Source organism: Cupriavidus sp. MEYA8, assembly GCF_059278825.1.
Window position 1 is genome coordinate 580638 of sequence record NZ_CM181222.1, and the last position, 15311, is coordinate 595948.

Here is a 15311-nt window from a genome sequence, read left to right on the forward strand (position 1 = left end):
AAGCGGCGTCTCGCGCGGCCTGCCTGTATACGTAAACAACTGTGAGTCGCCATGCTGCGGAGCAACATGGCAGCGGCGCTCAGTCGGGCCAGCGGTAGCGCAGCGGCTGCCTGGCCATGAAGCGGTCTGCGGCCTCGCGGCGATAGCCGGTGGAAAAGGCGATGCCCTGTCCGTCCGCTTCCATCGCCAGCATGGTGTGCAGGTCCTGGTTGAGCGACGCGTTCAGCGCCTGCTTGGTCAGGCCCACCGCGACCGGCGAGGCCTCGGTGAAGGCGCGTGCCAGCGCTTGCGCGCGCCCGGCCAGGCTTTCTTCCGGCACGATTTCCATGACGATGCCAAGGTCTTGCGCGGCCTCGGCATTGAGCTCGCGCATCGAGAACATCAGCGCCTTGGCGCGCTGCAGCCCGATCATCCGCGGCAAGGTGTAGAAGACGCCACAGTCGGGAATCAGGCCCATGCGCAGGAACGGCAGCCCGAAGCGCGCCCGCGGCGTGGCCAGGATGATGTCGGCGGTCAGCGCCAGGCTGAAGCCGGCACCGTAGGCCGCGCCGTTGACGGCGGCAATGACCGGCACGTCCAGCTGGATCAGGTCTTCCAGCCAGCCGTGCGCCTGCTGCAGCCGGCGGCGGCCCCGCGGCGCGTCGATCTCGACCTGCATCGAGCTGATGTCGCCGCCCGAGCAGAAGTCGGTGCCGGCGCCGGTCAGGATCAGCGCGCGCACGCTCTCGTCGGCACGCACCTGGCGGATGGCTTCGCCGATTTCGCCGCGCATCGGGATCGACAGCGCGTTCTTGCGCTCGGGGTAGTTCAGGGTCAGGGTGGCGATGCCGTCTTCGATGGCAAAGCGGATGGTTTCCATGGATAGACTCCGGTATGCGGTGCCGTGGGCGCTCAGTCCAGCTGGATGTTGGCGTCGCGCACGATCTTGGCCCACTTGGGCATGTCGCCGCTGACCACCTCGGCCAGTTCCTGCGGGCTCGAGCCGACCGGCTGCAGGCCCATGCCGGCCAGCTTCTGCGAGACCTCGGGCAGCTTCACGATGCGCGCGGTCTCGGCCGCCAGCCTGGCGGTCACGTCCTTGGGCGCGCCGGACGGCAGGAACAGCGCGAACCAGCCGTTCGGCTCGAAGCCCTTCAAACCCAGCTCGGCAAAGGTCGGCACATTGGGCAGCGCCTTGTAGCGCTGGCTGCCGGTGATGCCGAGGATCCTGAACTTGTTGCTGCCCAGGTAGGGATTGGCCGACGTCACGTCGACAAAGGCCGAATCCACCTGCCCGCCAAGCACGTCGCTCATCAGCGGCGCGGCGCCCTTGTACGGGATATGGGCCATGTCGATGCCGGCCTGCTGGCGCAGCAGCTCGCCATGCAGGTGCGACGAGGTGCCGTTGCCGTAGGAGCCGTAGCTGAGCTTGCCTGCCTTGGCCAGCGCCAGGAACTCGCGCATGTTGCTGGCCGGCACGCGGTTGGGCACGACGAACAGGTCCGAGGACTTGGCGATCAGCGACACCGGCGTGAAGTCCCTGGCCACGTCGTACGGCATGCGCTTGTATAGGCTGGGCGACTGGATCATCGCGGTGATGGCCAGCAGCAGCGTGTAGCCGTCGGCCGGCGCCTTGGCGACGGTGTCGTTGCCGAGCATGCCGCTGGCACCGGGCTTGTTCTCCACCACCACCGGCTGGCCCAGGATCTCGGCCAGGCGCTGGCCGACCAGGCGGCCGACGGTATCGGTGCCGCCACCGGCGGGATACGGCACGATCAGGCGGATCGGCTTGCTCGGATACGGTTGCTGGGCGAAGGCCTGGCCGGTGCTGCCGAGGATGGCCGCGCCGGCCAGGGTCCCGGCCTGCGCCAGCCAGTTGCGTCTGCTTTGCTGCATGCTGTGTCTCTCTTTGTTCCGGGTTTCGCCGCCCTCAGGCGCGCGGGGCTTCGGCCTGCATCTCGCGTTCCTGCAGGGCGCGCCACTGGATCTTGCCGGTGCCCGACTTGGGCAGCGCCTCGACGAACTCGACGATGCGCGGCACCTTGTAGGCAGCCAGCCGCTCACGGCACCAGGCCATGATGCGTTCGGGATCGGCCTCGGCGGTGCCGCGCGCCTCGGGGCGCAGCGCGATCACCGCCTTGACGGTCTCGCCGCGGCGCTTGTCGCGCGCGGCGATCACGCAGGCCTCGTGGATGGCCGGGTGGCCATACAGCAGGTTTTCCACCTCCGCCGGCCAGACCTTGAAGCCCGAGGCGTTGATCATGCGCTTGAGGCGGTCGCGCATGAAGAAGTAGCCCTCTTCGTCCATGAAGCCCAGGTCGCCGGTGCGCAGGAAACGCTTGCCGTCGAGCTCGACGAACGAGGCCTCGTTGGCTTCGGGGTTGCGCCAGTAGCCCTGCATCACCTGGCCGCCGTGGGCGACGATCTCGCCGGTCTGGCCTTGCGGCAGTTCCTGCAGCGTCTGCGGGTCGATCACGCGCGCGTCGACGCCGAAGGTGGCGATGCCCAGGCATTCGCGCTTGGGCTTGTTGCGCGGGTTGGACAAGAGGAACGAGGCGGTCTCGGTCATGCCGTAGGCTTCCACGTAAGGCAGGCCGAAGCGTTCCTGCAGCATGTTCGCGACCGCGTCGGGCATGGCCGCACCGCCGCCGCCGAGGAAGGCCAGGCTCGACAGGTCGCGCTGCGCGATGCCGGGCTGGGAGAAGAAGTCCACCATCATCGCCGGCGGCGCGCCCCACACCGAGACGCGGTAGCGCTCGATCAGGTCGGCGGCGAGCGCACGGTCCCAGCGCGGCATCAGCACCACGGTGGCGCCGAGGTAGATCGGCGAATTCATGCAGTTCTGCATGCCCAGCAGGTGGAACATCGGCGCCACCGCCAGCACCACCGATTCGGGCGTGCTGCTGCGCCAGATCTGCGAGCCGACTGCGGCGGTCATCATGGTGCCGTGCGTATGCATGCAGCCCTTGGGATTGCCGGTGGTGCCCGAGGTGTAGGCCAGCATGCACAGCGTGTCGAAGCCGGCCTGGTGCGGCAGCGGGCGATGCCCGGCCGCGCTGGCGGTCTCCCATGCCACCGGCATCGCGCCGGACGGCGCCGCCCGCAGCGCCGGCGCGGGCTCGCGCAGCCATGCCGGCACCGGCAGGCCGCCGTCGTCGCGCAGCATGCCGGCGTAGTCGTGCACGATCACGTGGCGCAAAGCCTGGCCATGCAGCGGCGACAGGCACTGGTACAGCTCGCTGCCGGCAAAGGCGGCAACCGCGCCGCTGTCGGAGACCACGTGCGCCAGCTCGGCCTCCAGCCACATCGGGTTGGCGGGCACCACCACGCCTTCGGCGCGCAGGATCGCGTAGTAGGCAATGATGAACTGCGGGCAGTTCTGGCTGAACAGCAGCACGCGGTCGCCGGGCTGGATGCCGCAGGCCTGCTGCAGGTAGCCGGCCATGCGCTCGATCTCGTCCTGCAGCTGCGCGTACGAGATCGCGGTGCCGAAGTACCGGATCGCGGCCTTGTCCGGATAGCGGCGCGCGGCGGCCTCGACGTTGTAGTACAGGCTGGTGCGCGGCGTGTGCAGCGTGGCGGGCAGGTCCGGCGGCCAGGCCGGAGAGCGGAACGGCAGGTTGGTACTTGTAGCAGGCTTCATTTGCAGCAGGGGTGAGCGGTTCAAGCGGTTCAATTCAAAATGGAAAATCAGTCCAGCCGGATGTTGTTGATACGGATCACCTTGCCCCAGCGGGCGTAGTCGGCCTGCACGGTCTGCGCGAAGGCGTCTGGCGTGCTGCCGGTCAGCACGATCCCCATTTCGCCCATGCGCTTGCGCAGCTCGGGCTGGGCCAGGATGCGGTTGACCTCGGCGGCGTACTTGTCGACCACCGCGCGCGGCGTCGCCGCCGGCAGGAACAGGCCGAACCAGCCCTGGCCGTCCATGCCGGCCACGCCGGCTTCGCGGAAGGTCGGCACATCCGGGAGTTGCGGCGAGCGCGCCGCGCCGGTCACGGCGAGCGCGCGCAAGCGGCCCGAGGCGTTGTGCGGCTTGGCGCCCATCACGGAAATGACGGCGGCCGGCACCTGGCCGCCAAGCAGGTCGTTCAGCTCCGGCGCCTCGCCCTTGTATGAGACGTGCACCATGTCGAGCCTGGCCGACTCCTTAAAGATCTCGCCGTACAGGTGGCCGCTCGAGCCGGTGCCGTACGAGCCGTAGGAGAACTGCTTCGGCTTGGCGCGGACCAGTTCGATGAATTCCTTCAGGTTGTTGGCCGGCACCGAGCTGTGCACGGCAAAGACGAGGTTGGTGGTGGCAAGCTCCGACACCGGCACGAAATCCTTGACCGGGTCGAACGGCGGCTTGGCGTAGAGGCTGGGCGCCTGCACCAGCGTGGTAATCGTCAGCAGCGCGGTATGGCCGTCGGCCTCGGCACGGGCCACCGCTTCGGAGCCGATCATGCTGCTGGCGCCGGGGCGATTCTCCACCACCACCGGGCGCTTCCAGGCCTTGCCCAGGCCATCCGCCACCGCGCGCCCCAGCACGTCGGTGGCGCCGCCGGCCGGATATGGCACCACCAGGCGCACGGCCTTGCTCGGGAAGGCTGCCTCGGCCCAGGCGGTGCCCGAAGTCAGCAGGCCCACGCCCACCGCCGCCAGCAGCCCTGCACCGAAGCGCCTCGATGCATGACGAAGATCCGCACCACGACGATTTGCCTGCATGTGTTGTCTCCTTTGGTTTTTTCCGGGGCGGTTGGGGCGCCTGGCCCCGGTTCACCCGGTACTGGCCGCGCTGGCGGGCCGGTTCTCTTGTATTAGCCGGAGAGTGCGCGATGCTGCGGTGCGTGGACAATGACCAGACGGGCCAAAATGATTGGCCGAATCGTTCAGGCAAAAGGCAGGCTTTGGCAAATCCCGATTGTGCGGTGCTGCAGGCGCTTGATAAGGTGGCGCAAAGACCGGAAATGTCCGCGCCGGCGCGTCACGTGACGAGGAGACCCATGCACACCGCTGTCCTGCCATCGCTGCGCCCTCCAGTACCGGGCAAGCTGCACTTCGCCGGCGCCCTGACGCAGGGTCCGCTGCCCGGCAGCGCCGCGCGCCTGACCGGCGCGGCACAAGCCCAGGGCGCCAAGGGAGCCGTGGCAGCCACGACTGCCCAGGCCCCGGCACGCCACACTGTCGCGATCCAGCACGTGCACCGCATCCTGCAGGGTGCGCGCCGCCTCGGTCACGACGTCGACGCATTGCTGCGCCGCGCCGGCGTTTCGCCGGCGCTGCTGGCCTCGCCCAGCGCGCGCGTGACACAGGGGCAGTACGCGGCGCTGATCCGCACGCTGCGCCGCGTCATGCGCGACGAGCTGTGGGGGCTGCTGGAGCGGCCGGTCCCGCCCGGCACGTTTGCCCAGGCGGCGCGGGCCATGATCCATTGCGCCACGCTGGAAGACGCGATCCACGCCGCCATGCGCCTGTACCGGCTGCATCTCGATGCCTTTACACCGCGCCTGCATGTCAGCGCCGACGGCAGGGTTGCCTCCATCCGGCTGCAGCGGCGCGCACCGACCTCCGCCTGCCGCAGCTTCGCGGAATCGACCTTCGTGTTCCAGGGCTATGCGCTGGTGAGCTGGCTGGTGGCGCAGCATATCCCGCTGCTCCGCGTCGACCTGGCCAACGAACGCCCGCAGGGCGGCAGCGACACCGAACGCGTGTTCAAGACCGCCGTGCACTACGGCCAGCCGTTCACGGCGCTGCATTTCGATGCCGCCTGCCTGCGCCTGCCGGTGATGCAGGACGGCGACAGCCTGCGCGCCTTCCTGCAGGAAGCGCCGCGCAACCTGCTGATCCGCTACCGCGACAGCTGCTGCCTGGCCGAACGCATCCGCCAGCACCTGCGCTCGCATCTGAGCGACGAACTGCCATCGCTCGAGCAGATGGCGCAGATGCTGCGGCTGACGCCGCAGACGCTGCGCCGCCGGCTGCGCGACGAGGGCCGCGGCTACCAGAGCATCAAGGACAGCCTGCGCCGCGATGTCGCCATCGGTATGCTGGAACACCCCGGCATGACGCTGCAGGAAGTGGCGCTGCGGCTCGGCTTCTCGGAGCCGAGCACCTTCCATCGCGCGTTCAAGAAGTGGACCGGGGTGGCGCCAGGCGAGTACCGGTTGCGGGGGATGCGCGGCGAGCTGGAGCCCGCCTGAGCCGCGCTATTCAAGCTGGATCTCGCCGTCGAATTTCGCCTTAAGCTTTGCCGCCGGCAGTTCCAGCGTCATCGTCACCGGAAAGCGTCCGGTGGCGGAGATGGTGCCATCGGCAATGGCCTGGGCGATCGCCTGCTCGATCTCGCGCTGGGAACTGACGCCGACGACCTTGAGGAACTTGCGGATGCTGAGGTTGAAGGTTTCCTCATCCATGTGCTGTCTCCGGGAGTTAGGCGCGCGCTGCGCCCTGGAAACAGCCTAGGCGATGCGGGGGCCTTGTGCAGGCGCCCCCGGGGACCTGTGCTTCAGATGACGCCCTGCTCCCGCAGCGCGGCAATGCGTGCGGCGGACAAACCCAGCACGTCTTCCAGCACGCGCCCGGTATGCTGTCCCAGCCGCGGCGGCGGCGCATCGTACTGCACCGGCGTTGCCGACAGCCGCAACGGGCTCTTGACCGTCGGGCACAGGCTGCCGTCGTCGCGCACCAGGTCGACCTGCAGCTCGCGGTGCCGCACCTGCGGGTCTTCCAGCACCTGGCCGTAGTCGTTGATCGGCCCACACGGGATGCCCTGCGCCTCCAGCGCCTGGACCCAGTGGGCGGTCTCGCGCGTGCGCATGTGCGCCTCCAGCATCGGCACCAGCGTCTCGCGGTGGACGATGCGGCCGGGGCCGGTGGCAAAGCGCTCGTCGGCCGCCAGGTCAGGGCGTTCGATGCCGCGGCAGTAGGCCTGCCACTGCCCGTCGTTGCCCGCCGCCACGATCATGTAACCGTCGGCGGTGGCGAACACATGGTAGGGCACCATGTTGGCGTGCGCGTTGCCAAAGCGCGGCATGGCCTTGCCGGTCACGCGCTGGGCGATGATCGGCGTGGCACCGACCGCCACCACCGCGTCGAGCAGCGCCATGTCGATATGCTGGCCCTCGCCGGTACGTTCCGCATGGCGCAGCGCGGCCAGCACCGCCACCGTGGCATACATGCCGGTCAGCATGTCGACCACCGCGACGCCGACCTTCTGCGGCCCGCCGCCGGGCAAGTCGTCGCGCTCGCCGGTGACGCTCATCAGGCCGCCGAGGCCCTGGAAGATGAAGTCGTAGCCGGGCTTGTGCGCGCTCGGCCCGGTCTGGCCGTAGCCCGTGATCGAGCAATAGACAATCGCCGGGTTGACCGCCTTCAGGCTGTCATAGTCCAGCCCGTAGCGCTTCAGGTCGCCGACCTTGTAGTTCTCCAGCACGATCTGCGACTTCGCCGCCAGTTCGCGCACGATCGCCTGCCCTTCCGGGCTGGCGATATCCAGCGTCACCGACTGCTTGCCGCGGTTGGCGCCGGCAAAGTAGGTGGCGTCGCGCGACGGCTGGCCGTTCGCATCGGGCAGCCAGGGCGGCCCCCACGAACGGGTGTCGTCGCCGGCGCCGGGGCGCTCCACCTTGATGACCTCGGCCCCCAGGTCGGCCAGGTTCTGCGCGCACCACGGTCCGGCCAGGATGCGCGACAGGTCAAGCACCCGCACGCCCTGGAGGGCGCCGCGGGCGGTGCCGGGCAGCGATTGCGCCCCCGCCATCTCAGATCGGGTCCCAGCCGATCACGTCGGGCGAGCGCTCCAGCTTGAAGAAGCTGTTGCGCATCGCCGGCATGGCGATCTCGGCCACGCTCTCCGGGGTCCAGCCTTCGCTCATGTGCACCGAGCGCACCGGGCGCGGCTGGCTCATCAGCATGATCTCGTTTGCGCGCACCGCGAAGATCTGGGCGTTGACTTCGGACGCGGCGTCGCTGGCCAGGTACACCGCCACGGGGGCGATCTTGCCGGCTTCCATCTTCTGCAGCTTGGCGACACGGGCCTTCTCTTCCGGCGTTTCAGCGGGGATCGAGCTGGTCATGCGGCTCCACGCGAACGGCGCGATGCAGTTCGAGCGCACGTTGAAGCGCTGCATGTCCAGCGCGATCGACTTCGACAGCGCGGCGATGCCCAGCTTGGCCGCCGAGTAGTTGGCCTGGCCCAGGTTGCCGATCAGGCCCGAGGTCGAGGTCATGTGCACGTAGGCACCGCTCTCCTGGTCCTTGAAGTAGCTGGCGGCGGCGCGGCTGACGAAGAAGGTGCCGTGCAGGTGCACGTCGATCACCGAGCGCCATTCTTCTTCATTCATCTTGAAGAACATGCGGTCGCGCAGGTTGCCCGCGTTGTTGACCACCGCGTCGATGCGGCCGAAATTGTCCAGCGCGCACTGCACGATGGCGTTGGCGCCGTTCCAGGTCGAGACGCTGTCGGTGTTGGCCACGGCCTCGCCGCCGGCGGCGCGGATTTCTTCCACCACGCGCTGCGCGGGGCCGGTGTCGCCACCCTCGCCGGTCATCGACACGCCCAGGTCATTGACCACCACCTTGGCCCCGGCGGCGGCCATTGCCAGCGCGATGCCGCGCCCGATCCCGCCACCCGCGCCCGTCACCAGCGCGACCTTGCCTGCCATCAAACCGCTCATTGCCTTGCTCCTCTGAAATCTTCTGAAATCCTGTCGTCCGGTCACTGCCGCCGTGGGCGGGGTGATCACCGTGCGTACGGCGCGATGATCGTCCGGATTCGCCGTTCACATGCCGGTCCGGTCCAAATTCCGGTGCGATTATCGGCACGGCGCGACCGGCGACGCCCGAGTGCTGTCATTCCGGATGTCAATGCCACGTGGGATACGATAAATTGGCACCCGCGTCTTTGGAATTCACGAATCACAAAAGTGGCCTTTGGCCTGACGGAAGCCCATGCATTACGACCTGACCGATCTGCGCCTTTTCCTGAACGTCGGCGAGACGGAAAACCTCACCCGCGCCGCCGAGCGCAGCTTCCTGTCGCTGCCGGCGGCCAGCACCCGGATCAAGCAGCTGGAAGAGGCGTTCCAGACACAATTGCTGATCCGCCAGGTCAAGGGCGTGCGCCTCACCCCGGCGGGCGATGCGCTGCTGCGCCATGCGCGCGAAGTCTTCCGCGAGCTGGAATGCCTGCACGCAGACCTGCGCCCCTATGCCAAGGGCATCAAGGGGCGCGTGCGGCTGCTGGCCAATACCACCGCCACCAATTCCTTCCTCGCCACCGGCGTGTCGCGTTTCCTGACCGAGAATCCCGACATCGATATCGAACTGGAAGAGCATCTGTCGCAGGAAATCGTGTCGGCCATCAGCGCGGGCGCAGCCGACCTCGGCATCGTGGCGGGTGAAGTCGCGACCCAGGACCTGGACGTGATGCACCTGTGCAGCGACGAGCTGATCGTGATCGCACCGGTGAACCACCCGCTGCCGGCGTTCAAGCGGCTGCATTTCGCCGACCTGCTCGATACCTGCCGCTTTGTCGGGCTGAACCAGTTCAGCGCGATCCAGTCGTTCCTGGACCGCATCGCCAGCGGCATGGGCAAGCGCATCAGCCTGCGCATCCAGGTCGGCAGCTTCGACGCGGTGTGCCGCATGGTCGAGGCCGGCGCCGGCATTGCCATCGTGCCCAACAGCTGCGCGCGGCGCTACGCCAGCCGCAAGGTGCTGCGCTTTATCCAGCTGGAAGACGAATGGGCCAAGCGCGAGCTGCGCCTGGTCCGGCGCCCCGGGCGCGAGCTGCCCCAGTTCGCCGAGACCCTGATCCAGTACCTGGTCGACGCGTCGCGCGAGCCGGTATAAGCGCCGGTATAAGCGCCGAGCCCTAGCCGGCGGCCAGCCCCGTGGAGTGCGCCACCAGCCCGGCCAGCGGCCGCAGCGAGACCGCCATGACCGCCAGAAGCAGCCCCATGGCGAAGACTCCCGGCCAACTGGTGCGGCCGCAGCGCGCCAGCGAATCGTGGACCAGTTCCGGCGACCAGTGGTATTCACGCAGGCGCCGGATGGTGGACTCGGCCTGCCAACGGTACAGCTGGTTGCCATACATGCCCAGCAGCAGCGCCAGCGCATAAAGCAGCGGCCGGGACAGCGCCAGCGGCATGTCGACGCGGAATAACGCGTGCAGCACCGGCTCCATGCAGACGATCAGCGCATAGACGCCGACTTGCCAGTACATGCGCCGGTAGGCCATCCAGAACGGGCCGAACAGGCACGCCGCCCAGTTCCACGACATGCCGCCGCGCGCCTCGGCCAGGGCCCAGCGGCCGCTGTAATACGCGTAGCGCGGGCCCACGAAAGCGGCCAGCGCCGCATCGTCACGGATCGATGATTTCATGCCCCCTCCCCTGCCTGCTGCCTGCCCCGTCATCGCGGAACAGCATTTGCAGCATAGGCCGGTACGCGCCGGCGCAGCGTGCGCTGGCGCGCATTGAAAGGAGATTGGCGCAGTCCGGTGGGAGAACCGGCCTGTAGTGTCCCGAAGCGCTATTTCAAGCGCAGCAGGAGCTGCAGGATGACCAGCGTGAAAACCGTGGCGATGACTGCCGTGGTTTCGCGCCCGAGGCCGGCCGCCACGCCGATTGCCGCCACCATCCAGATGCTGGCTGCCGTGGTCAGGCCCTTGATATCGGATTCGCTGCCGTGTTTCAGGATCGCACCCGCGCCCAGGAAGCCGATCCCGGCGGTCAGCCCCTGCAGCACACGGCTGATGTCCGCCAGCGGCACGCCCGCCTGCAGCGGCACCAGCACGAACAGCGCCGAGCCCAGCGCCACCAGCATATGGGTGCGCAGCCCCGCGGCCTTGCCCGAGGCCTCCCGCTCATAGCCGATCAGCCCGCCCAGCACCACCGCCATGGTCAGCCGCACCAGCAGGCGGGTGGCTTCGCCGGCGTCGGGCAAATCGCTGAATTCGGCGCGAAGGGCGCCGTAGATTTCCGACCAGACCCCGTCCATCGCTCGCCCCCAAGGTGCTTTGGTACAGACCTGAGCCTAGCACGCACCGCTGGCCTCCGGCGCTGGCCGCAGCCGAATGCGGCTACGCCTTACCTGGCCGTGCGGCGGCGTCCTACACGGCAAGCGGAACCTCCCCGACAGTGCCGCCACGGGCCCGACCCTATATTGGAATCACCACGACTAGTGCAAAACAGGAGCTACACCATGCCCTACATCCTTGCCTGGCTACTTGGTGTCCCGGCCTTTGTCCTGATCCTGATCTGGCTGTTCGTACACTGATACCCACCCGCAGGCCCGCGCGTCTGCCTTTGAAGCGCCCCTGAAGCGCCCCCCGGACGCCCGGCACAGCCGGGCGTCTTGCGCTATGCAACCAGGTGCACAGCGCGCCGCAAGCGCTTCCGGCGGCCCTAAGCCGCTCTTTCGCAAATCCGAATTTCGGCGGGCAGGGGGGTCGGGAATAATGGCCCCATTCGAAATAGACGGGGCCTCCCCATGCTTGCAGAACAGGATCCGGAACTGCTGTATCCCGAAATCCGCGAGGCCGTGCGCGACCTTTGCGCCGGCTTCGATTCGGCATACTGGCAGCGCGTGGAAGAGCAGGAAGCCTTTCCCGAGCGGTTCGTGCAGGCGCTGACCCAGGCCGGCTGGCTGTCGGCCCTGATTCCCGAGGCCTACGGCGGCTCGGGCCTGTCGCTGACCGCGGCCTCGGTCATCATGGAAGAAATCAACCGCAGCGGCGGCAATTCCGGCGCCTGCCATGGCCAGATGTACGTGATGGGCTGCCTGCTGCGCCACGGCTCCGAGGGACAGAAGCGCCGCTGGCTGCCCGGCATCGCCTCGGGCGAACTGCGCATGCAGTCGATGGCCGTGACCGAGCCCACCACCGGCACCGACACCACCAAACTCAAGACCACCGCGGTGCGCCAGGGCGACAAGTACATCGTCAATGGCCAGAAGGTATGGATTTCGCGCGTGCAGCACTCCGACCTGATGCTGCTGCTGGCGCGCACCACGCCGCTGGACCAGGTCAAGCGCAAGTCCGACGGGCTGTCGGTGTTCGTGGTCGACCTGCGCGACGCCATCGGCAAGGGCCTGACGGTCAAGCCGATCCGCAATATGGTCAACCACGAGACCAACGAACTGTTCTTCGATAACCTCGAAGTGCCGGCCGCGAATCTGATCGGCGAGGAAGGCAAGGGCCTGAAATACATCCTCGACGGCCTCAACGCCGAGCGCATCCTGATCGCCGCCGAGTGCATCGGCGACGGCTACTGGTTCGTCGGGCGCGCCAGCAACTATGCGCGCGACCGCATCGTGTTCGACCGCCCGATCGGCCAGAACCAGGCCGTGCAGTTCCCGATCGCGCGCTCGTACGTCAATGTCGAGGCCGCCAGCCTGATGCGCTACAAGGCGGCGCGGCTATTCGATGCCGGCAAGGCGTGCGGCAAGGAAGCCAATATCGCCAAGCTGCTGGCCGCCGATGCCTCGTGGGAAGCGGCCAACGCCTGCCTGCAGACGCACGGCGGCTTCGGCTTTGCCGCCGAATACGACATCGAGCGCAAGTTCCGCGAAACGCGCCTGTACCAGGTCGCGCCGATCTCCACCAACCTGATCCTGTCCTACGTGGCCGAGCACGTGCTCGAACTGCCGCGTTCGTTCTGAGGTTTTTTTCGCATGTCCCCCAATAACTCCAAGGGCATCCGCCCGCTCGACGGCATCCGCGTGGTTTCGCTGGAGCACGCGGTTGCGGCCCCCTTCGCCACGCGCCAGCTTGCCGACCTTGGTGCCCGCGTCATCAAGATCGAGCGTCCCGGCGTGGGCGACTTTGCGCGCGGCTATGACCAGTCCGTGCACGGCCAGGCCTCGTACTTTGTGTGGCTCAACCGGGGCAAGGAAAGCCTGACCCTGGACCTGAAGGATCCAGAGGCGCAGACCATCCTGCACCGGCTGCTGGCTGATGCCGATGTACTGGTGCAAAACCTCGCCCCCGGAGCGGCCGCGCGCATGGGCCTGGACTTCGACAGCCTGCACGGCAAGTACGACAAGCTCATCGTCTGCGACATCTCGGGCTATGGCGACTCCGGCCCCTATCGCGACAAGAAGGCCTACGATCTGCTGATCCAGGCCGCCGCCGGCCTGGTGGGCCTCACCGGCGGCCCCAACGAGCCGTCGCGCGCCGGCGTTTCGATCGCCGACATCTCGGCCGGCATGTACGCCTACAGCGGCATCCTTTCGGCGCTGCTGCAGCGTGGCCGCACCGGCAAGGGCCTGCGCGTGCAGGTGACCATGCTCGAGGCGATGGCCGAGTGGATGAACCAGGTCCTCTACTTCGGCCACTACGGCGGCAAGCCGCCGGCGCGCTTCGGCGCTTCGCATCCGACCATCGCCCCGTATGGCGTGCATCGCACCGGCAACGGCAGCGTGATCTTCAGCGTGCAGAACGAACGCGAGTTTGCCAGCTTCTGCGAGATCGTGCTCGGCAACCGGGAACTGGCGCAGGACGAACGCTTCTCCAGCAATACGGCCCGCGTGCGCAATCGCCCCGAGCTCACCGCCATCATCGAGGAGCGCTTCGCGTCGATGACCGTGGCGCAGGCCGAGGCACTGCTGGACGAGGCGCAGATCGCCAATGCCCCGATGAACGACATCGAGGGCGTATGGAACCATCCGCAGTTGCAGGCACGCCAGCGCTGGCGCGAAGTGGCCACGCCGGGCGGTCCGATCGGCGCGCTGCTGCCGCCCGCCAACCTGTCGGGCGTGGAACCTGTCATGGGCGACGTGCCGGCACTGGGCGCGCACAGCCGGCAGATCCTGGCCGAGCTCGGCTATGCCGATGGCGACATCGCCGCGCTGGCCGACAAGCAGACCATCTGAAATCGAACACACCACGCCCGGTCATCTCGCAACTGGGCCCCGGGCTTTTTCCATTTCCACGAAATCCAATTCCGCATCGGAGCCTGCATGAGCCAAGCCGCAGACACCAACTACCCGACCCGCCAGCTGTGCCAGTTCCTGGCCGACTTCAAGCTGGCGCACGTGCCCGCGCCCGTGATCGAGCGCACCAAGGACCTGTTCCTTGACTGGATCGCCTCGGCCATCGCCGGCAAGGACGCACCGGCCGTGCGCCGCCTGCAGGAATTCGCGGCCGCCATGGGTCCGGGCCAGGGCGACGCCGAAGTGCTGGTCGACCGCCGCCGCACCTCGCCCTACTTCGCCGCGCTGATCAACGGCGCTTCGTCGCACGTGGTCGAGCAGGACGACGTGCACAACGGCTCGGTGCTGCACCCGGCCGCGGTGGTGTTCCCGGCCGTGGTGGCCGCGGCGCAGGCCGAAGGCAAGACCGGGGCCGAAGTGCTGCTGGCGTCGATCGCCGGCTATGAGGCCGGCATCCGCATTGGCGAGTTCATGGGCCGCTCGCACTACACCGTGTTCCACACCACCGGCACCGTCGGCACGCTGGCCGCCGCTGCCGCCGTGGCCAAGCTCTACAACCTGGATGCCGAAGGCATCAACCAGGCGCTGGGCTCGGCCGGTACGCAGGCCGCAGGCCTGTGGGAATTCCTGCGCGACGCCGCCGACTCCAAGCAGCTGCACACCGCCAAGGCCGCGGCCGACGGCCTGCAATCGGCGTGGCTGGCGCGCGCGGGCTTCACCGGCGCGAAGCAGATCCTGGAAGGCAGGCAAGGCATGGCCGCCGGCATGTCGAGCGACGCCGATCCCGCCGCGCTGACCGACGGCCTGGGCACGCGCTGGGCCACCGCCGAGACCTCGTTCAAGTTCTTTGCCTCATGCCGCCACACGCATCCGGCAGCCGATGCACTCAAGGTGCTGATGCAGCGCGAAGGCCTCAGCGCCGACCAGGTCGCCAGCGTCACCACCCATGTGCACCAGGGCGCGATCGACGTGCTCGGCCCGGTGGTCAACCCGGTCACCATCCACCAGGCCAAGTTCTCGATGGGCACGGTGCTGGGCCTGGTCGCCGTGCACGGCCACGCCGGCCTGGCGGAATTCGAGCAGCACGCGCTGCCCGATGCCAAAGTCGTCGACTTCCGGGAGAAGGTCACGATGGAACTCGACCCGGAGATCAACGCCGCCTACCCGCGCCAGTGGATCGGCCGCGTCACGGTGAAGACCACCGACGGCCGCACGCTGGCCGCACGCGTGGACGTGCCCAAGGGCGACCCGGACAACACCCTGTCGCGCCCCGAGCTGGAAGCCAAGGCGCTGCAGCTGGGCGCGTTCCGCAACGGTGCCAGCGAGGCCGAGATGCGCGCCATCATCGCGCGCGTGTGGGCACTGGAGCAGGCGCCCAACGTCAACGACTGGCTGCCCGCCGCACGCTGAGGAACGCT

Annotated in this window: 14 protein-coding genes; 5 read left to right on the plus strand and 9 right to left on the minus strand. The window is 68.1% G+C overall.

The window, feature by feature from the left end; all coding sequences use genetic code 11:
* Positions 1-79: 79 nt before the first annotated feature.
* Genes AC5WJ1_RS19770 through AC5WJ1_RS19785 form a run of 4 tightly spaced genes read right to left on the minus strand, consistent with a single transcriptional unit; the run spans position 80 to position 4683 of the window.
* The gene (locus tag AC5WJ1_RS19770; RefSeq protein WP_133094887.1) at positions 80-859 is read right to left on the minus strand and encodes an enoyl-CoA hydratase/isomerase family protein; all 780 of its coding nucleotides are present in this window, start codon (positions 857-859) and stop codon (positions 80-82) included.
* A gap of 32 nt (positions 860-891) precedes the next feature.
* On the minus strand, positions 892-1875 hold the full coding sequence (locus AC5WJ1_RS19775) for a Bug family tripartite tricarboxylate transporter substrate binding protein (RefSeq protein ID WP_135703643.1): 984 nt from the start codon (positions 1873-1875) through the stop codon (positions 892-894).
* Between the two features lie 34 nt (positions 1876-1909).
* Positions 1910-3622 (minus strand): long-chain fatty acid--CoA ligase, encoded by a 1713-nt coding sequence (locus AC5WJ1_RS19780; RefSeq protein ID WP_135703642.1) that lies wholly within the window; start codon positions 3620-3622, stop codon positions 1910-1912.
* A gap of 47 nt (positions 3623-3669) precedes the next feature.
* Positions 3670-4683, minus strand: a complete 1014-nt coding sequence (locus tag AC5WJ1_RS19785) for a Bug family tripartite tricarboxylate transporter substrate binding protein (protein WP_133094884.1) — start codon at positions 4681-4683, stop codon at positions 3670-3672.
* Positions 4684-4961: 278 nt separating this feature from the next.
* Between AC5WJ1_RS19785 and AC5WJ1_RS19790 the strand changes: the two genes are divergently transcribed.
* Complete coding sequence (locus AC5WJ1_RS19790) at positions 4962-6158, plus strand: AraC family transcriptional regulator (protein WP_135703641.1); 1197 nt, start codon at positions 4962-4964, stop codon at positions 6156-6158.
* A gap of 6 nt (positions 6159-6164) precedes the next feature.
* On the opposite strand, the gene AC5WJ1_RS19795 is transcribed toward AC5WJ1_RS19790, so the two are convergent.
* The 3 genes from AC5WJ1_RS19795 to AC5WJ1_RS19805 form a co-directional block, all read right to left on the minus strand.
* The gene (locus AC5WJ1_RS19795; RefSeq protein ID WP_133094882.1) at positions 6165-6371 is read right to left on the minus strand and encodes a DUF6494 family protein; all 207 of its coding nucleotides are present in this window, start codon (positions 6369-6371) and stop codon (positions 6165-6167) included.
* A 92-nt stretch (positions 6372-6463) separates the two neighbouring features.
* The gene (locus AC5WJ1_RS19800) at positions 6464-7717 is read right to left on the minus strand and encodes a CaiB/BaiF CoA transferase family protein (protein ID WP_135703640.1); all 1254 of its coding nucleotides are present in this window, start codon (positions 7715-7717) and stop codon (positions 6464-6466) included.
* 1 nt (position 7718) lies between these two features.
* Positions 7719-8633: an SDR family NAD(P)-dependent oxidoreductase gene (locus tag AC5WJ1_RS19805; RefSeq protein ID WP_133094880.1), complete on the minus strand. Its 915-nt coding sequence runs from the start codon at positions 8631-8633 to the stop codon at positions 7719-7721.
* 274 nt (positions 8634-8907) lie between these two features.
* Between AC5WJ1_RS19805 and AC5WJ1_RS19810 the strand changes: the two genes are divergently transcribed.
* Positions 8908-9810, plus strand: a complete 903-nt coding sequence (locus AC5WJ1_RS19810; RefSeq protein ID WP_029047285.1) for a LysR family transcriptional regulator — start codon at positions 8908-8910, stop codon at positions 9808-9810.
* Between the two features lie 22 nt (positions 9811-9832).
* Here the strand turns inward: AC5WJ1_RS19810 and AC5WJ1_RS19815 are convergent, their stop codons facing one another.
* Entirely contained in the window at positions 9833-10342 is a 510-nt protein-coding gene (locus AC5WJ1_RS19815) for a DUF2628 domain-containing protein (RefSeq protein WP_135703639.1), read from the minus strand.
* Positions 10343-10491: 149 nt separating this feature from the next.
* Positions 10492-10959: an MgtC/SapB family protein gene (locus AC5WJ1_RS19820; RefSeq protein WP_133094877.1), complete on the minus strand. Its 468-nt coding sequence runs from the start codon at positions 10957-10959 to the stop codon at positions 10492-10494.
* A gap of 492 nt (positions 10960-11451) precedes the next feature.
* Between AC5WJ1_RS19820 and AC5WJ1_RS19825 the strand changes: the two genes are divergently transcribed.
* The 3 genes from AC5WJ1_RS19825 to AC5WJ1_RS19835 all read left to right on the plus strand — a co-directional run bounded on the left by AC5WJ1_RS19825 (position 11452) and on the right by AC5WJ1_RS19835 (position 15303).
* The gene (locus AC5WJ1_RS19825) at positions 11452-12621 is read left to right on the plus strand and encodes an acyl-CoA dehydrogenase family protein (protein ID WP_133094876.1); all 1170 of its coding nucleotides are present in this window, start codon (positions 11452-11454) and stop codon (positions 12619-12621) included.
* A 12-nt stretch (positions 12622-12633) separates the two neighbouring features.
* Positions 12634-13833 (plus strand): CaiB/BaiF CoA transferase family protein, encoded by a 1200-nt coding sequence (locus AC5WJ1_RS19830; protein WP_135703638.1) that lies wholly within the window; start codon positions 12634-12636, stop codon positions 13831-13833.
* Between the two features lie 87 nt (positions 13834-13920).
* Positions 13921-15303 (plus strand): MmgE/PrpD family protein, encoded by a 1383-nt coding sequence (locus AC5WJ1_RS19835; RefSeq protein ID WP_135703637.1) that lies wholly within the window; start codon positions 13921-13923, stop codon positions 15301-15303.
* Positions 15304-15311: the final 8 nt, after the last annotated feature.